This window comes from Acinetobacter sp. CY05, from assembly GCF_059515805.1.
Genome location: NZ_JCAKMW010000012.1, coordinates 36,994 through 56,992 on the forward strand (window position 1 = coordinate 36,994; position 19,999 = coordinate 56,992).

The 19,999-nt window shown below is 41.7% G+C and carries 16 protein-coding genes; 2 read left to right on the top strand and 14 right to left on the bottom strand.

Annotated features, from left to right (window positions below):
- Positions 1-83 precede the first annotated feature (83 nt).
- Entirely contained in the window at positions 84-980 is an 897-nt protein-coding gene (locus tag AC5YCD_RS09815) for a LysR substrate-binding domain-containing protein (protein ID WP_496129863.1), read from the bottom strand.
- A 146-nt stretch (positions 981-1,126) separates the two neighbouring features.
- On the opposite strand from AC5YCD_RS09815, the gene AC5YCD_RS09820 reads away from it, so the two are divergent.
- Positions 1,127-2,542 carry an aspartate ammonia-lyase gene (locus tag AC5YCD_RS09820; RefSeq protein WP_496129864.1) on the top strand — a complete coding sequence of 472 codons (1,416 nt, stop codon included), beginning with the start codon at positions 1,127-1,129 and terminating at the stop codon, positions 2,540-2,542.
- Here AC5YCD_RS09820 and AC5YCD_RS09825 read toward each other — a convergent pair whose 3' ends face one another.
- The gene (locus AC5YCD_RS09825; RefSeq protein ID WP_496129915.1) at positions 2,543-3,097 is read right to left on the bottom strand and encodes a thermonuclease family protein; all 555 of its coding nucleotides are present in this window, start codon (positions 3,095-3,097) and stop codon (positions 2,543-2,545) included.
- A 343-nt stretch (positions 3,098-3,440) separates the two neighbouring features.
- Here AC5YCD_RS09825 and AC5YCD_RS09830 point away from each other — a divergent pair, with 343 nt between their 5' ends.
- The gene (locus AC5YCD_RS09830; RefSeq protein WP_496129865.1) at positions 3,441-5,072 is read left to right on the top strand and encodes a long-chain-fatty-acid--CoA ligase; all 1,632 of its coding nucleotides are present in this window, start codon (positions 3,441-3,443) and stop codon (positions 5,070-5,072) included.
- Positions 5,073-5,109: 37 nt separating this feature from the next.
- On the opposite strand, the gene AC5YCD_RS09835 is transcribed toward AC5YCD_RS09830, so the two are convergent.
- From AC5YCD_RS09835 to AC5YCD_RS09890, 12 genes are all read right to left on the bottom strand, one after another.
- Complete coding sequence (locus AC5YCD_RS09835) at positions 5,110-6,033, bottom strand: LysR family transcriptional regulator (RefSeq protein WP_496129866.1); 924 nt, start codon at positions 6,031-6,033, stop codon at positions 5,110-5,112.
- A 93-nt stretch (positions 6,034-6,126) separates the two neighbouring features.
- Positions 6,127-7,443: an MFS transporter gene (locus AC5YCD_RS09840; protein WP_496129867.1), complete on the bottom strand. Its 1,317-nt coding sequence runs from the start codon at positions 7,441-7,443 to the stop codon at positions 6,127-6,129.
- A gap of 78 nt (positions 7,444-7,521) precedes the next feature.
- Positions 7,522-8,760 (bottom strand): Zn-dependent hydrolase, encoded by a 1,239-nt coding sequence (locus AC5YCD_RS09845; protein ID WP_496129868.1) that lies wholly within the window; start codon positions 8,758-8,760, stop codon positions 7,522-7,524.
- Between the two features lie 261 nt (positions 8,761-9,021).
- A complete protein-coding gene (locus tag AC5YCD_RS09850) occupies positions 9,022-9,738 on the bottom strand; it encodes a M48 family metallopeptidase (protein ID WP_496129869.1) in 717 nt (238 codons plus the stop codon).
- A 180-nt stretch (positions 9,739-9,918) separates the two neighbouring features.
- Positions 9,919-10,812, bottom strand: coding sequence for a LysR family transcriptional regulator (locus AC5YCD_RS09855; RefSeq protein ID WP_496129870.1), 894 nt, complete (start codon positions 10,810-10,812; stop codon positions 9,919-9,921).
- 184 nt (positions 10,813-10,996) lie between these two features.
- Positions 10,997-12,700: a D-lactate dehydrogenase gene (gene dld / locus AC5YCD_RS09860; RefSeq protein WP_496129871.1), complete on the bottom strand. Its 1,704-nt coding sequence runs from the start codon at positions 12,698-12,700 to the stop codon at positions 10,997-10,999.
- Between the two features lie 6 nt (positions 12,701-12,706).
- Positions 12,707-13,864, bottom strand: coding sequence for an FMN-dependent L-lactate dehydrogenase LldD (gene lldD, locus AC5YCD_RS09865; protein ID WP_496129872.1), 1,158 nt, complete (start codon positions 13,862-13,864; stop codon positions 12,707-12,709).
- Complete coding sequence (lldR, locus tag AC5YCD_RS09870) at positions 13,861-14,610, bottom strand: transcriptional regulator LldR (protein WP_496129873.1); 750 nt, start codon at positions 14,608-14,610, stop codon at positions 13,861-13,863. The genes lldD and lldR overlap by 4 nt, the downstream gene beginning before the upstream one ends.
- A 23-nt stretch (positions 14,611-14,633) precedes the next feature.
- Entirely contained in the window at positions 14,634-16,304 is a 1,671-nt protein-coding gene (gene lldP / locus AC5YCD_RS09875) for an L-lactate permease (protein ID WP_496129874.1), read from the bottom strand.
- A gap of 1,131 nt (positions 16,305-17,435) precedes the next feature.
- Positions 17,436-18,095, bottom strand: a complete 660-nt coding sequence (locus tag AC5YCD_RS09880) for a methionine ABC transporter permease (RefSeq protein WP_496129875.1) — start codon at positions 18,093-18,095, stop codon at positions 17,436-17,438.
- Positions 18,076-19,146, bottom strand: coding sequence for a methionine ABC transporter ATP-binding protein (locus tag AC5YCD_RS09885; RefSeq protein ID WP_496129876.1), 1,071 nt, complete (start codon positions 19,144-19,146; stop codon positions 18,076-18,078). Before AC5YCD_RS09885 ends, AC5YCD_RS09880 begins: the two co-directional genes overlap by 20 nt.
- 10 nt (positions 19,147-19,156) lie before the next feature.
- Positions 19,157-19,990, bottom strand: a complete 834-nt coding sequence (locus tag AC5YCD_RS09890) for a MetQ/NlpA family ABC transporter substrate-binding protein (RefSeq protein ID WP_496129877.1) — start codon at positions 19,988-19,990, stop codon at positions 19,157-19,159.
- Between the last annotated feature and the right edge of the window lie 9 nt (positions 19,991-19,999).

Here is a 19,999-nt window from a genome sequence, read left to right on the forward strand (position 1 = left end):
TATAAACTTAATATAAAGCTAAATATTAAATGAGTAAAAACGATAAAAATAATAAAATAAATCTAAAAATACGATTTTTGAACTTAATGCTGACTGGGCAGACAAAGGTGTTGCCATAATTGCTCAATCGATTCACGTTGCGTTAGATTAAGCTTAAGTAAAAAAATTTGTTGCGCCGGATAACTTAAATGTTCATCACAGATGATGAGTTGGTGTTGCTGTAATTCTTGTTCAATTGTCAGACGCGGTAACCACGCAATGCCACGACCTTGTAAAACTAAATCTTTAATATTGTTCGCATTGTCAGTTTCATACAATAACTGCGCTTTAAGTGTATGTTGGGTAAGAATTTTACTCACTAATTGTTGTAAGTAGGCCTTAGGACTATAACTAATTAAGGGGAAGGGAGCATGGATATCAAATTTTGGCTGTTGATTTTCATTGACTAGACACACGGGAACAATATCAGTACTGCCCAGTTGAATGGACTGAAACATACCTTGGCTCACACGATCTAACAGTTGGTCATCGGCATAACACAACATAAAATCGCATAAACCTTGTTTTAGGAGTTGAATGCCTTCAAAAACATTGGTGGCTTGCATTTCAATTTTAAAGTGACTGATATTATTAGGAAAAAATTGTAAAAAATGCGAAAAAAATTGTGATGTCAGTGAATGAGCCACTGCAAAGCGAATATTTAAATTATTTTCTTTGTGCATATTATGCAATAAAGCCATGGTTTCACTCATTTGCTTGGCCATAGTTTTAGCACTATTGAGCAGCACCAAACCTGCCTCAGTAAAGGTCAGTTGCTTGGCATCACGTTGTAAAATACTAAAACCGAGTTGCTGCTCCAGTTGTTGAATCCGACGGCTAAAAGCGGGTTGACTAACACAGCGTAAACTTGCAGCGCGTGACAAAGAGCCGGTATGTTCTATGGCCAGTAAATCTTCAATCCAACGAATCTCTAGGCTCATATACTATCCATCGTGTCGTGTGAGTATTGTTTTTTATGTTGTGTATCAGTATGCAAAAAATGCATATGACAAGCAAGAAATGCATTGGCGAGCCGATGGTTGACAGCGTTAGCATGAGCTTAATCTCCTTTTAGATGTATACAGCTATGACGCAAGTAAGTGCTCGTTTAGAAAAAGATTTACTCGGAACGAAACAAGTAGATCAGCAATATTATTATGGGATCCAGACGTTACGTGCATTGGAAAACTTTGATTTAACTCAAAATAAGCTAAATCAGTATCCTTATTTTATTCAGGCGCTAGCGATGGTGAAAATGGCAGCAGCTGAAGCGAATTATCAACTCAAGTTGTTAACTGAAGAAAAATACCAAGCGATTGTCTATGCTTGCCAACAATTGCTACAAGGTCAATTTTTAGAGCAGTTTCCACTTGATATGTTACAAGGGGGCGCAGGCACATCCACCAATATGAATGCCAATGAAGTGATTTGTAATATTGCTTTAGAACACATGGGCTATCACAAAGGCCAATATCAATATTTACATCCTAATAATGATGTGAATATGTCGCAGTCTACCAATGACGTTTATCCTACCGCCATTCGTTTGGCGTTATTAAACTATCTAGAAGATTACCGTTTGCAGTTGCATGCGTTGGTTGAGCGTTTAAATGCCAAAGGTCTTGCTTTACATGATGTATTAAAAATGGGGCGTACCCAATTGCAAGATGCTGTGCCTATGACCCTTGGACAGGAGTTCCATGCTTTTGCCTCTGTTTTACAGCAAGATTTAAAGCTACTAGAGACCGTGCCGAGCGTTTTGCAACAGGTCAATTTAGGCGGGACAGCGATTGGTACTGGCATTAATGCGCCGGCCCATTATCAAGAATTAGCCATAGCCGCGTTAACTCGTATCAGCCAAAAAAATATTCAAAGTTCAAGCGATTTAATAGCTGCAACCTCGGATATGGGCGACTTTGTGCTGTTATCAGGTTATTTAAAACGTACCGCAACCAAGCTGTCTAAAATTGCCAATGATTTACGCTTACTCTCCAGTGGACCACGCGCTGGACTCAATGAGATTTACTTAGAGCCACGCCAACCGGGCAGCTCTATTATGCCGGGGAAAGTCAATCCGGTGATTCCTGAAGCAATGAATATGGCTGCTTTTCAAGTCGTAGCCAATGATCTTGCCATTACCTTAGCAGCTGATGCGGGGCAATTTCAGCTCAATGCTATGGAGCCCTTAATTGCCTTTAAACTATTTGATTCTTTAGATTTAATGAGCCGTAGTTTACAGATGTTTAATCAATTCTGTATTCGGAGTATTGAAGCCAATGTGGCGCAGTGCCGTGCCAATGTCGAACATTCGATTGGCATTATTACAGCACTGAATCCGTATTTGGGTTATGAAGCCACCACGCGTCTTGCTCAATTAGCGCAGAGTACGGGACAAAGCGTGTTAGATTTAGTGCGTCAAGAAGGTTTACTCTCTGAAGAGGTGCTGAAATATGCGTTATCGGCAGAACATATGTTACAACCACCCTTGGAGCTGGCGATCTAATTAATTCATTTTACGATAAACACTCGGATTAATCGGGCGTGAGGCTTGCCAAAGCCCACGCTTTTTGGCTTTGGCTTTGGCTTGTAGACTGAGCATATGTTTTTTCACTGCTTGATCACGAATATAGTCTTCATACACCCACGCAGCGCCGCGTTTGACCAGTTCTTGATTAATATTTTTGCCACGGCGGTACACGACACCAACCTGACGCCCATAGCGGTCATTATCAGTGATTTCAACTCGCACCCATTTGTTTAAAATCAAGCTGCGCACTAATTTTGTAGCCTCAGCCCCATAAGCTTGTTTAGATTCTGGTGCGTCGATATAAGCAAAGCGCATTTTACTTTGTGAACGACGTAAATTCAGACGCTGGCAGCTAATAGTATCGCCATCACTCACTGCAATCACCTTACACCAGTAGCGCTGCCCCTTCTTAAATGGGACCAACTTAACAGCCATATAATTGCGTATACGCAGAAATAGCCATACGCAAATTAAACATAAAAGAAAACCAAAAGCAGTTAAAACCACAGGGGGGAGATCAGCAAAAAACATCATCGGGGCAGTAGCAATCACAAAAATACAGCACAAAATAGCGTGCTTGGTCTGAAAATAGAATCAATTTCAATATAAATTGAGTCTAATAGTAGAGAAAATGAATAAAAAACGCTTAATTTTAGTGCAATTAGACATATTTTGAAATACTTTTATCTGTATGTTTTGTAAACGTTATAAATTTAAAAAATAAATAAAAACAATGATTTACTTTGTTGGGGGATCATGGTTTTTAGAAAAAGGATTTGCTATGATTTTGAGCAATTACGATCCTACATGCCTTACTTTGGCTAAAAAGGGACAATAATATGGGTCAAATGACCAAAACCATAAGGATATGCCTATGTTAGGACGAATGATGTTTCAACCTTTGCTGATCAGTAGCATGATTGAACATGCTGAATGTTACCATGCAGATACTGCAGTGATTTCAAAAAATACTGATCATAGTATTACCCAAACCAGTTGGGCTGAGATTGCACATAATGCAAAGCGCTTTGCGCAAGCATTGTCGGCTTTAGACGTGGTGCAAGGCCAACGCGTCGCTACAATTGCATGGAACAATCATCGTCATTTAGAAGCATGGTATGCGATTTCTGGGACAGGTCTGATCTGTCATACCATTAATCCACGTCTATTTCCTGAACAAGTCGAATTTATTGTTAATGATGCTCAAGACCAGGTGATTATTTTTGATAAGACTTTTTTGCCTTTGGTACAAGCAGTCATTGATCAAATCCCAACGGTGCAACATTTTATTTGTTTAGATGGTTTCGATCAGGCGATTGCTGATGCACTTCCTCAAGTGCATTTTTATGATCAATTGATTAGTGCTCAAGATGGTCAACTAGAATGGCCAATTTTCGATGAAACTACGGCTAGCTCTTTATGCTACACCTCAGGCACGACAGGTCATCCTAAAGGTGTGTTGTATAGCCACCGTTCTACAGTGTTGCATAGTTATGCAATCAGCTTACCTGATTCAATGAATCTATCAGCACGTGATGTCATTATGCCTGTCGTGCCAATGTTTCATGTGAATGCATGGGGGATTCCGTATGCCGCTGCTGCGGTGGGTGCCAGTTTAGTTCTACCTGGTCCACAGCTCGATGGCGAAAGTTTGGTGAAGATGATTGATCAATTCCAAGTGACTTTAGCTTTAGGTGTACCCACCATTTGGCAAGGTCTAATTAGCGCAGCCACCGCCATGGGCAGTACGCTTGAGAGTATGAATCGTAATATTGTGGGGGGGGCGGCTTGTCCACCAAGTATGATTCAAACCTTTAAAGAAAAATTTGCCTGTGAAACCATTCACGCTTGGGGTATGACTGAAACTAGTCCACTCGGATCATCCAATCAACTCAAAGCCAAACATAGCCAATTATCTGAGCAAGAGCGCGCTAACATTCGGTTGTCGCAAGGCCGTCCACCATTTGGGGTGAGTTTGCGCTTATGTAAGGGGGAACAGGGCTGTGAAGCCGTTCCTCATGATGGCCAAAGTATTGGTAACTTGCAAATTAAAGGTCATTGGATTATTGATCGTTACTATGGCAAAGATCAGTCTGCTTTAACTGAAGATGGCTGGTTTGATACCGGTGATATTGCCACTTTAGATCAAGATGGATTTATGCATATTAGTGATCGTGCTAAGGATTTAATTAAATCAGGGGGAGAATGGATTTCCTCAGTTGAGCTTGAAAATATTGCGATGGGCCATCCGGAGATTAAAATGGCAGCGGCGATTGCTGCGATTCATCCAAAGTGGGATGAACGTCCGGTGTTGATTGCGATTAAAGCTGAAGAAAGCACATTGACAGAAGATGAATTACTGGCGTATTACCAAGGTAAAATTGCCAAGTGGCAGATTCCAGATCGGGTGATTTTTGCTCAGAGTATTCCCTTAAGTGAGACAGGGAAAATGCTCAAAAAAGAGTTGCGTGTTATGTATGAACAGGTTCTGCTGTCCAACGTTTAATCATCTTGACAATTAAAGGGGCGATTTGCCCCTTTTTTTAGTTACTGGCAAAAGTTGCACGTAACTCTTGCACAAAATATTGCTCAATTAAAGACAATTCACGCTCTTTATGCCATTGCAAATAAATCGGTGCGATCCCGACATCTGGAAAAGGTGGCAGTTGTTTAAAGGCTTGTGGAGAGGGGCTGGCTGCAACAATATGTTTCGGCAACAGACCAAAACCAAAGCCATTTTTAATAAAGCGCATCACTTCATCTAAATTATTGGTGGTCACCAAGAGCTTATTTTGTTGCAAAATTTTGTCGCGGATATCATGTAAGTGCGAGTTAATATCATCGAGTTGATCTTGATGAAAGGAAATAAACCCATGGCCTGCGATTTGTTCAAGTTGCTCAATTTTTTGCTGATATAAGGCATGGCCTTGACCACAAAATAAAGCATAATGCTGTCGAATGAGCACCTGATAGTGCATTTTTGGCGAATGCTTAGGGCTGAGTGCTAAACCTAAAGCTGGAACTTTTTGTAGTAATAACTGCTGGATCTCAGGACTCTTGTGGACATCTACTTGAAAATCGACTAAAGGATATTTTTGGTGAAAATCATGTAAGACTCGATCAAAACGTGCCGATTGTACCCGGCTTAATACCAACAAACGAATCGTACCAGATAAGGTATTCTCTTGGCTTTTTAAACGCTGTTCAATTTCAGTAAGCTGGGTATAAATCATTAAACTGGCTTCAAAAACAATTTCACCCACTGAGGTTAACTGAAACTGGCCCTTTTGGCGTTGAATTAAGCAACTCCCTACTTGTTGCTCTAAACGCTTTAAACTTTGACTTAAAGCTGATTGGGTGACACAAAGTTTAATAGCCGCTTTGTTGAGGCTACCTTCTTGAACAATAATCCTAAACGTGCGTAGCAAAGCCCAATTACATTTATCTACCAATACATGTGCATGCATATTTGATCTTCATTTTAATTCTTATGACTTAAAAGCAAAAAGTGCTCCAAGAAAATCCAGCCCGTGGGCTGGATGAGATTTAATATTCAGGATTTAAGTAATTTCGTCAAGTTTTTTACCAGCGGTTTCAGGCATTTTTAAGAAGGTTATTAAAGTCAGTGCTGCACCGACTAAAATAATGAAGTAGTAATAATCTTGTTTACCAATACTTTGTAGCCAAGTCAGCACGTAGGGTGTTGTACCGCCTAATAAAGCATTCATGATGTTATACGGTGCCCCAATACCTACAGCCCGTACTTGAGTTGGAAACTGTTCCGAGAGTACCGCAGGACCAATCGAGGTATATAAGCCATACAGCAGTAAGCCAAACAACTCGGCTAATAAGATTGAGCTAAACGAACCATCCATGCCTTTAATGACAGGATAAAAGAAAATTAAGTAACCTAAAGCGAATACAATCAATTGCGGACGACGGCCCAAACGATCTGACATCATGCCAAATAAAGGCTGGCACAGCATAAAGATTACCAAACCAATGGTATTGGCGGCAAAGGCCACAGTCGGCGGTGTACCTAACACATTAATCGCGTAGGTAGGTACATAAATCACAAACACATAAAATGAGAAAGTGGTCAGGATGGAAATTCCCACCACACGCAACAGAGATTTAGGATGATGTTTAATGAGAAATTTCAGTGGGTTTTTAACTTTAGACTCTTTATGTCCCATCGCGCTATCAGGTACAGAGCGACGAATCCAGATCCCGACTAAGCCGCCAATTGCACCTAAAATAAATGGAATACGCCAACCATAATCATGCATTTGGGCATCAGTTAAGATTGTGGTGAGTAACCAAGCCATGCCTGAGGCCATTAAAATTCCAAATGCAGCACTTAAAAATAAAAAGCTTGAGAAAAAACCACGGCGTTTAGGCGGCGCCATTTCTGATAAATAAGTAGCAGCCGAGGCAAATTCACCCCCTAAGGACATGCCTTGTAATAAGCGAGCAATGACCAAAATAATCGGGGCCAACACGCCAATGGTTTCATAGGTAGGTGATAAACCAATCATTAATGAACCCACAGCCATCATGATAATGGTTAAGCTTAGCGAGGCTTTACGGCCAAAACGGTCAGAGAAAATTCCAATCACAATTCCGCCGAGTGGCCGCATAAAAAAACCAACTGCGAAAATAGCAAAGGTGGCGAGCATGGCTGAGGTAGTGCTGGTGGTGGCAAAGAATTGTTTGGAAAAGAAGACTGCAAAGGTGGCATAAATGGTCCAGTCAAACCATTCCACTGCATTGCCTACACTCCCAGCTAAAATGATTTTACGTTGTGAGACGGGCGCTGTTTGTGTTTCTGTAAGCTCTGGATTTAATGTTTCTGAGGTCGATGATGTGCTATGCATATGCCGCTCCGATTTTGATTGTTATTGCGGTCTTTGGGTAAAGTGCCTCAAAGAGGCACCTGTGCCTAAATACGAGGATTAACTGACGCGTGCTAAATGCTGTTGTTGGTCAGCTTTTAAGATGCTACTTAATAATACGCTCGCGCCGTGTTGGGCTTGTAGAGGGGTAATATTTTCTGCTTCGTTATGGCTTAACCCCCCTTCACAAGGAATAAAAATCATGGCGGTTGGACAATGGAGTGACATTAAGAAAGCATCATGACCTGCACCACTAATGATATTTTGTTGAGTCAAACCCAGTTCCATGGCCGAGCTGCGTACATTTTCGATGCTAGATGGATCAAATTTATACGCGGGACTGAGCCATAGTCGGGTGATCTCAATTTGCGCCCCCCGTTTGCTGGCGTGCTGCTGCATGATCTCCTGTGCGATTTGTTCAATTTGCAACAACACCTGATCGTCAGGATGACGAATATCAATACTCCAGGTGATATAAGGTGGGATGGTGTTACGTGAGGCATGCGGAACATTGAGTTCGCCAAAGGTGATTAAAGCATCAGGGAATTGTTCTAAAATCATTGTTTCTAAAGCGCTCATCATATTCGCTGTAGCGAGCATACTGTCATGGCGCATATGCATGGGTGTAGTGCCTGCATGGGCAGCTTTACCGATGGTCTTGGCATTGAGCCATAAAATTCCTTGCCCACCAGTAACCACACCAATGTCACGTTGATTGGCTTCTAAAATTGGCCCTTGTTCAATATGCGCTTCATAATAAGCACTAAAAGCACGTCCCAAGGCCAAATTACCTTGTTGCTGATGACGCTCTAACTCCTCGGCTACAGTAATCCCATGTTTGTCTGCGGTAGCCAGTACATCTTCTAAGGCAATTTTACCCATAAAGGCTGCAGAGCCCATCATTGCGGGCGGAAAGCGTGATCCTTCTTCGTTGGTCCATACTGCCACTTCAATGGGATGGCGATGAGGAATTTGATGTTCGTCTAAGGTACGCAGAACTTCAAAGCCTGCTAATACCCCATAAATCCCATCAAAACGGCCACCTTTAGGCTGAGTATCTAAATGACTACCCATGACAATCGGGGCTAGATTTTCACTGCCTTCACGACGTAAAAATAAGTTACCAATGGCATCGTAGCCAATGCTTAGACCTAAGTCGCGCGCCCATTGAATTAATAATGCACGTCCCGCAATATCTTCATCTGTTAAAGCCAGACGTGAGCTGCCACCTAATTCGGTTGCCCCGACTTGAGCCATCTCCATGAGACTGTTCCATAAACGTGATGGATTAATTTGCATTGTTATTCTCGCTACTTTTTAGTTCTTGTTCACAACATAGCCTGTTTATTTTTAGACAGGCAAACAATATTTTTTGAGCTCAACTATTAGTAAAACTTATAGGGTAAAAAATGGGGCAGGATGGTACAGAAGAATTGATTTTGGAACAAATATATGCAAAAGCTGATGGCATAAAATAAAAAAAACGCACAAAAATAGAGCATATTATGCGTTAAAAAAATTAGAAATTTTAATCATATAAACGAGAGTAGATCGTTAAATTTATAAGCTACCTAAGCGTGATTCGATTGCTTGGATACGTTGATCCATAAAACTTTGTGTCATTAATGGCTCATCTCCACCATTTTGGGCGCGGCGGGTACTTTCACGTTGATATTTTTCCCAGAAAGTGATGGCTGCTTCTGGGTTGTAACCCGCTTTTTCAATCATCTCTAAACCCAATAAATCAGCTTCTTGTTCAAGAGTCTCTGTCATGGACTTACCTTGATGTTTAAGTGCTGCTAATGGCCCAAATAACATACCCGTGCTGACGCGTTCACGGCTGTGTTCGCGTAAAGCGTGTGCCATTTCATGGGCAATCACATAAGCCAACTCATCATCGTTCAAGTTCAAACTCCAGTACATACCTTGATGCAAGAGGACTTTGCCACCGGCAAAACCATGGGCATTGAGTTGGTTGCTCATTACAGCACTAATTTCCCAGTCCCAGTGGCGCGAATCAGGACGGTACTCGTAAGCGACAGGTTGTAATCTTTGCATGATCTTGTTGAGGCGTTGATCATAAATAATGGTGCCACTTTCGGTAAGATCATCGATCACCTCTTGATAGGCTTTATCCGCGTTGTTGTGCCATATTTTCTCAGGAATCAGAATCAACTGTTGGCGTTTATTGTCTTGTAAGGATGTGGTTTGCATACAACCAACAAGTGTAAAACTCAGAACCGCACTTGATAGAATTTTAAAAATAGCAGAAGACATAAAGAGAGGGAGGCTGCCTAAAAAGAATAGCCCGCTATCATAGTTATTTTATATTTATAGTCACTACTTAAAGTCCAAAAATCGTATTGCAAAATATGTCATAAATCGTATGTGTTTAAATATTAAGCAAATTTTATCTTTATCTTACTTAGAGGCTTTATCTATATATTTATTGGTTTTTTATCTGACTAAAACCTCATAACACATGTGACGTAACCACTCATGACTGGTTTTATGATGCGATGACAGATGCCAATATTGTTTAATGGCGTAGGTTGGGAAAGCAATAGGTGCTTGTAAAATTTTAAGATTTCCACGGGCGAGCAACACTTCACTTAAATAATAAGGCACTGTAGCGATGGCTTCAGTTTCTTGAACTACTAGTCCAACCCCTAAATAGCTAGGTAAACGCATCAGAAAGTCGCGTTTTACCCCCAATCTAAGTAACTCATTTTCGATATGGTAATGGCCAATACCGGCATCAATATCAATATGCGATTCTTGTAAATACTCTTCAATGGTTAAGGTATCGCCTTTAAGCCGGGGATGATTTTTGGCAGAAATCACCACATAATGTTGTTCGAACAGTTTTTGCTGATAAAAGCCATTTTCTAAATGCGGTAAAAAACCCATCGCCAGATCAATTTCACCATTGGCCATTTGATAGCTGGTTTCTGAGGTCATGGCGCGTACATTGAGTTTGACTTTAGGTGCATGCTGTTTTAAATACTGTGACATTTGGGGCAATAACACCAAATGTGCCACATCGGTCATGGCAATGGTAAATTGTTGTTGTGAATTCAATTGATCAAACTGTACGGTATAGTTTTGAATGACCTCGACTTTACTGAGTACCTCACTGACCAAAGGAAATAACTGTTTGGACAATTCAGTGGGTACCATTTCATTACCAATGCGTACAAAGAGCGGATCTTTATAATAGTGACGAATCTTATTGAGCAAATTACTCACTGCAGGTTGGCTTAAGGCCAAATGATCTGCGGTGGCTGAGACACTTTTGAATTTATAAATATAATAAAAAATGCTGAGTAGCTTGAAATCCAGTTCAAACATTGAGTTCCATCTCCCGACGACATATGCTTTTACAATAATGCGCTATTTTACCTGAATTCTCTTTCTGGCATTGCGTAACTTTTCAACATTTAAAAAATAGAGGCTGTATCACAGACCCGAGTATACAGCCTCAATGCGATGACTCAATTATGTAAGTATTGTGCTTTGAGTCACGAGATTGACATTACTGCCAATATTTACGTTTCGAGGTATGTCCAATCCCCACGTTAAAACGGTTGGTTGGATCTAGGTATTGGTAATGCTGTTTCAGGGCAGGCTTTGCGACATAGAGATGCCCCACATTATGCTCCGCTGGATATTCAGCCCCGCGTTGATCGAGTAGTTTCCACATTGCATGTTCCATCTTTAAGGGATCAACACCTTTTTTGACAATATAATCTTGATGGAACACGTGGCAAATAAAATGCCCGTAATACAATTTATGGATGATTTTGTCGTCCATCTCCGCAGGCAATGTTTCCACCCATTCGCGGTCATTACGACGTAGGGCAATATCTAGCGCGACAATGTCTTCGACTTCATCTAGATGGGTATCACGATAACGAATCGCTGCACCAGCAATCGCAAAACGGTGTAAAAAGGCTTTGCGACCTTCATCTTCATCACATAAGAAATAGTCACCACTTTGCATGGCGCTAAAATACTGTTTTAAGAAGCGCTCTACCTGTGCAACATCTTGATTTTCAATCCGTAAAATTAAATGATGTTCGTATAAATCGCGGAAATCATTCATGCGCTTGGGTAAATGTGACGGTAAAAATTTAGTCAGCAGTTGTAAGGCTTTATCGCTTAAACCGCGCAGACCCCATTTGTTTAAGTAGCCATCGACTTTGTCTTTCATGGCAAAGGCCGCGGGTACTTTGGCGGTACCAAATTTTTCAATAAATAAAAAGCTGTCTTTACCGTATTGGGCACCAATGTCATAGGCCACGCGGTGAATATATTCACCTGCAATGGGTAAACGTGGTAAATCGGTGAGTAAAAAACGCCGAATTGCAGTTAAGTCATCTTGTGAATTGGTGCCCACATAAAATACTTGGCTAGGAATTTTTTCAAAAGTATCGAGACGTACCGCAAATACGCAGACTTTACCTGCAGAGCCTGACGCTTCAAATAAACGTGATGGATCAGCATTAAAGCGTGCTGGGGTATCGGCATCAACTTGACAAACATCGTGCTGATAATGACGGTCGGAACCACAGCGATGCTCATCTTGTTGAATATCTTGGGCTTGGTAATCACCACGTTCGAGGCGGGTTAGAATCTCTTCAGGGCTGTGACCTAAATGGATGCCTAGGTGGTTAATCAGTTCTAATTGACCGAGTTCATTGACACGCGCATAAAGGGCAAGTTCGGTATAGGCAGGGCCACGGCGCACTAAAGCACCGCCTGAGTTGTTGCATACGCCACCTAAAACGGAAGCGCCAATACATGAAGAACCAATCACAGAATGCGGTTCACGGCCATGAGGCGCCAGTTGCTTTTCTAAAGCATCTAAGGTTGCACCCGGTAAACAGACCACTTGCTTGGCATCATTAATGACCTGAACACCTTGTAAGCGACGCGTGCTCATCAGCACAATAGGACGATCATAATCATCGCCAAATGGGGTAGAACCCCCAGTTAAACCGGTGTTGGCCGCTTGCATAATCACAATACAATCGGCAGCCACGGCAATTTCTAACACACGCCATTGCTCAAGCAGGCTGCCTGGACTCACGACAGCAAAGACTTCACCGGCCCCATAACGACGACCTTGACGATATAGACGCGTATCTTGATCATCAGTGAGTACATGGGTTTTACCCACTACTTGTTGTAGTCGTTTTAAAGTATCTTGAGCATTAAAGCCAGCTTGAACATGCATGTCGACTTATCCTTGTTTCAATTCGCGGTCTAATTTTACTAAGCAATCTTGGGTAATATCGGCAATCGTGCGTGCGCCAGTTAAAGTCATGGCAACGCGCATTTCTTTGTCAATCAAATCAAGTAGATTGCTGACTCCAGCACCGCCTGCAGCACCTAAGGCATACACAAAAGCACGGCCCAGCATACAAGTATCTGCGCCGAGGGCTAACATACGCACTACATCCAAGCCGTTACGAATACCTGAGTCGGCTAAAATGCTCAGATCACCTTTTACTGCATCGGCAATCGGGGGGAGGGCACGTGCCGATGATAAGACACCGTCTAACTGACGACCGCCATGATTGGACACCACAATCCCATCGGCACCAAAACGTACTGCATCTTTGGCATCTTCCGGATCTAAAATGCCTTTAATGACCATTGGGCCATCCCAATAATCACGAATCCACTCTAAATCTTTCCATGAAATTGAAGGGTCAAAATTGGCGCCTAACCAGCCAATATAATCTTCAAGACCGGTCGGTTTACCTAAGTATTTGGAGATATTGCCCAGATCATGCGGGCGACCCATCATGCCAACATTCCATGCCCAATGTGGATGCATGCAGGATTGCATATAACGACGCATCGCTGCATTGGGGCCGCTCATGCCTGAATGGGCATCACGGTAACGTGCACCCGGTACTGGCATATCCACAGTAAACACCAAGGTAGAGCAACCTGCGGCTTTGGCACGCTCTAGGGCATTTTTCATAAAGCCACGGTCACGTAGTACATACAACTGAAACCACATCGGGCGCTGAATGGCAGGTGCTACTTCTTCAATGGGGCAGACAGAAACAGTCGATAAGGTAAAAGGAATGCCTTTTTTGTCTGCTGCAACGGCAGCTTGGACTTCGCCACGGCGTGCATACATGCCCGTTAAACCTACAGGCGACAGCGCCACGGGCATGGATAAGGTTTCATTAAACAGTTTGGTTTCTAATGACAATTGTGACATGTCATTGAGGACACGTTGACGTAAGGCGATTTGCGATAAATCTTCAACGTTACGCTTTAAGGTATATTCTGCATAAGCGCCACCATCAATATAGTGGAACAAAAAAGGTGGCAAGCGACGACGCGCGGCTTCACGGTAATCATTTGCAGAAGAGATAATCATAATGAGATCCTGTTTAATCGACTGGCACGTTGACGACGCGCATCGGCTTCGTCAATCGCACGCACTTGTTCAATGATATACTCGATGTGACCACATACGGCTTGGCGCGCAGCCTCTGGATCACGACGTTCGATCGCGGCCATGACTTGATAATGTTGGTCACGCAGTTGATCGTAACGGTTATACTCGGTATAGACCTTACGACGGCCCAATACCACGTTATATTCCAGCAGATCAAATAGACTGCGCATCATTTGAATCAGCACTAAATTGTGCGATGCTTCGGCAATAGCCAAATGAAATTCAGCATCGGCTTTGGCAGCTTGGTGGTCATCGACCAAGGCTTGAAAGTGACTAATCTGATCATAGCAGCGGCGAATTTTGGCTAAATCTTCAGGTGTGGCGCGCGTTGCTGCATGCCATGCACAGCCACCTTCTAAAATCAAGCGTGCCTCTTGTACATCAAAACGATAAGCTGGATCTTCATCCATTAAATGACTAATCGGTTGTACAATTTGCTGCTGTGACCAATGCTGTGGCAATTGCTGTAAATAATTACCCGCACCCATACGGCTATACAGCATTCCTTGGCTGACCAATTGCTGGATGGCTTCGCGTAAGGATGAACGCGAAACCCCAAGTTGCTCACATAATTTACGCTCTGCAGGTAGTCGATCTCCGACTTGTAGTTGTTGGGTTTCAACTAAAGTTTTAAGACTTTGCACCACTTTTTCGGAAACTTTCATACCTGAATCACCTTAATTGCCACTTATGGAATCATCCATGGGAAGACATATGCTTGTAAGGTGATAATAATACCGATCATGATGGTAAACACGATACTGTGTTTCACAGTAAAGCGGAATAAATCTGATTCTTTACCCACTAAACCCACCGCAGCACAGGCAATCGCAATCGATTGCGGGGAAATCATCTTACCGGTCACCCCACCACTGGTATTGGCTGCAACCAACAACACTTCTGGTACACCAATTTGCTGCGCAGTTGTGGCTTGTAGGGCAGAGAATAGCGCATTGGCAGAAGTGTCTGAACCCGTTAAAAACACCCCAACCCAACCTAAAAATGGTGAGAAGAACACAAAAGCATCACCCGTATGTGCCAAAGCCAATGCTAGGGTTGCTGACATACCTGAGTAGTTAGCAATAAATGCAAATGACAGCACCATACCAATTGAATAGATTGGCGTTTTTAAATCTTTAAAGGTTTCTGCAAAAGTTGTCACCGCATCGCGTGGCTTCATTTTTAAATACAACATGGTAATCATCGCTGCAATAAAAATGGCGGTACCTGTGGCAGAGAGCCAATCAAATTTATAAATCGCGTCATAATCTTTGATATCAGGCACAACAGGTGGTAGCTTTTGAATCATTTGATGTAAAAATGGCACTTCAAAAGAAAACACCAAGTGTTCTAGTGGGCCACCTTTAGCAAACAAATCCTTAAATGGTTTAATACTCCACAGCGTCACCATCGCCGTTAAAATCGCAAATGGCGACCATGCCTTGGCAATTTGGCCAATGCTATATTTTTTATTGGCATCTGCTAAAACGTTTGAGTCAACTTGTGCATCTTCATCTTTAAAACGGAAAATGTGTTTGGGTTGCCAGTATTTGAGCAAGAGCGTTAAGCTTACTAATGCGGCAATGGCTGCGGTAATATCGGGTAATTCCGGACCCACAAAATTAGAGGTTAAATATTGTGCTAAGGCAAATGAACCACCACCGACAAAGATCGCAGGCCAGGTTTCTTTCACACCGCGCCAACCATCCATAATCGCCATAATCCAAATCAGGACAATCGGTACCATAAACGGCAATTGACGACCGACCATTTGGCTAATTTCCATGGTGTCCACACCAGAGACTTGCCCTGCGACAATAATTGGAATCCCCATAGCGCCAAAGGCTACTGGTGCAGTATTGACGATCAGGCAAAGACCTGCTGCATAAAGCGGTTTAAAGCCGAGGCCCACTAAAAGTGCTGCAGTAATGGCTACGGGTGCACCAAAACCTGCAGCACCTTCTAAAAAAGTACCAAAGGCAAAACCCACCAACAGCATTTGTAAACGCTGATCTTCGGTAATGGACAAAATCGAAGAGCGAATAATGTCAAATTGACCGGTTTTAACCGAAATTTTATATAAAAACAAAGCGCCTAGAATGATCCAAGCAATAGGCCATAAGCCATACAAGAAACCATAGCCAAGCGATGCAAACGCCATAGCGATGGGCATGTCATAAGCAAATAGCGAAACGAGTAAAGCCAATACGACAGTGATCGTACCCGCAACGCTGCCTTTCATACGAAAAACCGCTAAGGCTAAGAAGAAAAAGATAATCGGAATAAGGGCAATCGCACTGGAAATCCAGATATTGCCCATGGGATCGTAAATCTGTTGCCACTGTTGCAGCATTGTCATCTCCTTGAAATGCTAGCGAGTACAAAATTATCATTCATATTAAATTGGTAAGACCAATTTACCCTCTAAATTAGCTATATGTGCTAATTTTGCGGGTAATCATATTTTTAAAGTGATTTTTTTGCAATATTGGGTGAACCAATATTTAATTGGTCATACCAATATTAAGGGCTTAATTGAGATGTTCGATTGAACGAGTTGTTTAAAAAATGATAAAAAACCCTCAATTACGAGTTTTTTTTAAGCAATTTTATGGTGTGCTGGCCCATCTGCAACTTTAGTCTTAGAGGTTCAAATGAGAGCAAATCATAATTGCATGGCAGCTAAGCTGATAGCTGACATCAGTGATGTGATAAGTTAAATAATGCTGATCAACCAGAGCCAAAACATCGTTTAAGATCGGGGAGATTTCAGAATGATTTGTGCGACTTAAATCTATACCTTGAGCTGTGTTTTAGTGGCACATGGGTCTTATGCAGGCAAGGCAGTTGAGGCTGAGCAAAAGCAATAAAATTATGTGCATTTTCGATGAAAGCCACCTTTTTACTGTCCAATATGATTTTTAATATAAATTTAATAATCTGATTCAAGCCTGATTTTTCGCGTGAAAGGAGCAAAGTGGCAGTTTTTAGGGCTAAAAAACCTTATTTTTTATGTTCGCTTTGAATAAAGGTCTGTTATTTTTGGTATTTTATGCTTTAGGTGCTGTAGGCGCATGGCTAAAATTGTTTATTTAACAGAAGAGTCTTGTAATTCTAGTGGTTCAATTACAGTACTAAAATCTGATTTTTAGTCGATATTTTAATAAAATATAAATAAAAACAATAACATATATTTATTTTAAAACCAATTAATGCCTCATTTTTAGAGCAATAAAAATTACAAATAACGTAATTAAAGTGTTTTTAGGTAAAAAAAATAGATATTTCACCTATATTTTGTAATTTTTTGTTTTTATGGTTATACTGAATTTGACGTAAAACAATTATAAGCGCGTCAATTATGGAGGATAAACAATGAGCATCATTGAGTTAAGCGTTTTGTCGGCATCAGCCACAGGGATGATAATTTTAGTTTATAAAATTGGTCAGTTATTTTATTAAAAAAAGCCCCTCAAGTGAGGGGCTTTTTTTAGATCTTACGTTTATCAAGTTGTTGAGAAATGCTATCGCCTGTGGCTTGTACCAACATCACTAAAACCACCAAAACAACAATCACGGCTAACATGATTTGCATATCAAAACGTTGGTAACCATAGCGGTAAGCAATATCACCTAAGCCACCAGCCCCAATCGCACCCGCAATTGCAGAAGAGTTGATCATGGTGACTAAGGTCACAGTGAATCCTGCCACAATGCCAGGTAGCGCTTCTGGCAATAGCACATGCCAAATAATTTGTTTACGGTTACAGCCAATCGCTTGTGCCGCTTCAATTAAACCTTGATCGACTTCACGTAAACTGACTTCAGCAATTCGGGCAAAGAAAGGGGTGGCTGCTAAAGTCAATGGCACCACCGCAGCCCACACACCGTAACTGGTACCAACAATTAAACGTGTCAGCGGAATGAGAGCGACCATTAAAATTAAGAAAGGAATGGAGCGGGTAATATTGACGATCCAGCCTAAGGCTTGATTGGTACTTTTTGAAGGATAGATTCCATGTTCTGAGGTGCTGACCAGAACCACTGCCATGGGTAGACCAATTAAAAAGGCAAACAGGGCAGATATACCAACCATAAGTAAAGTATCAATGGTGCCTGTAAGTAATAAATCAATAAGTTGGTCGTGCATAGCCAAGCTCCTCTACCCCTGCAACGTGTTGTTGTAATTTTTGTTTGAGCTGATATCGATCTAAAGATGTACTGTGTACAGCAATAATGATCGTACCAATCAAATGTCCTTGGATTTGATCCACATGACTTTGTAGTAATTGTACGGGGTGATCAAAAACTGTAAAAATTTGCGTTAAATCGGGTGACTGTTGAACATTAGATTCATAGCGCAACTTTAAAATACAATGGGTATCGTCTGCATGAGGCTGTGAATGCAGCTCGAATGGCAATTCAAGTTGTTCAAGATTAAGCAGCTCTTGGGTAATGGCTTGCTGTGGACGTGAAAACACCTTCCAAACTTGTCCTGCCTCGACAATTTCACCGCCTTCAATCACCACCACTTCATCACAAATTTCGCGAATCACTTGCATTTCATGGGTAATTAAGACGATGGTTAAGCCTAATTTTTGATTAATTTCTTTAAGTAAACTCAGCACCACTGAGGTACTTTCTGGGTCAAGCGCCGAGGTTGCTTCATCACAAAGTAAAATTTCTGGATGATGCACTAAAGCACGCGCGATACCGACACGCTGTTTTTGTCCACCTGAAAGTTGCGATGGATAATGCTCAGCTTTATCCGCTAAACCGACCAAACTTAAGGCTTCATCTACACGGCTTTTGATTTGATCTGGCGCCACACCGGCAATTTTTAGGGGTAAGGCGACATTGGACCATACAGTTTTGGCAGACATTAAATTAAAGTGCTGGAAAATCATACCAATACGTTGACGTAGTCGAATTAAATCTTGATGACTCAATTCTGCTAAATTTTGCTCATGAATATGAATACTGCCTGAGCTAATTGCTTCTAGACCATTTAAAGTACGAATCAGAGACGATTTTCCTGCGCCACTTTTACCAATAATGCCAAAAATCTTGCCTTGAGGAATATCCAGTTGGATATTTTTTAAGGCATGTACCTGACGACCTTGCACATCATAATATTTATTGAGGTCACGAATTTTAATATGTGGAACAGCAAAGTCCACCTGTGCGCCAAAACTCACCATATCGTTCTCCTTATTTCCAACCTGGGAACCACAAAGTGCTGCCAAAATCTGCATCCAAAGCTGCTTTTACTTTGGGTGAGTTTTGATAGACATGGACAAATTTAGCAAGTTTGTCGCCTTTATCTTCGTAGTCTTCACGTACTGCAAATAAGATGGCATAGCGGCTATTGGTATTGTCATCAAAGAGCAATGCTTTTTCTGGATCAGCCGTTTTTGCCATGCGTAAGTAATGTGGGTAGCCAAAGGCTAAATCAACATCATCAATAGCACGGGCTGTTTGTGGTCCTTCTACTTCAATAAATTTAAAGTTTTTTGGATTTGTGGCAATGTCACTCAGCCTAGATAAATAGTTATCTGCATCTTTTAAGCTAATCAGGCCTGCTTGTTGCAGCAGTTGTAGGGCACGGCCTTGATTGACAGGATCATTGGGAATAGCTACGCGCGCTTCTTGTGGAAGCTGATCTAAGCTTTGATATTTTTTTGAATATAGACCGACGTGAGTGGCGGCACCTTTGGCAAAGGCTTTAATTTTAAAATCAGTTTCTTTTTTGGCATTGTCTAAAAAGGGTTGATGCTGGAAGAAGTTCGCGTCAATATCGCCATGGTTTAAGGTAATATTAGGTGTATTCCAGTCGGAAAATTCAACCAATTTGACATCTACCCCTTGAGCTTTAACTTCTTCAGCAGCAATTTGTAAGGGTTTGGCAAAAGATGGGCTAATACCGATCACCAGTTGTTCATGAGCGGTATTTTGATTAAGGCTCCATGCACTCAAGCCTAAGATTAGCGCTGCTGCAACTGCGCCAAGGCCTAGTAATTTCTTTTTATTGGTTTGTGCTGTCATGTTCAATAT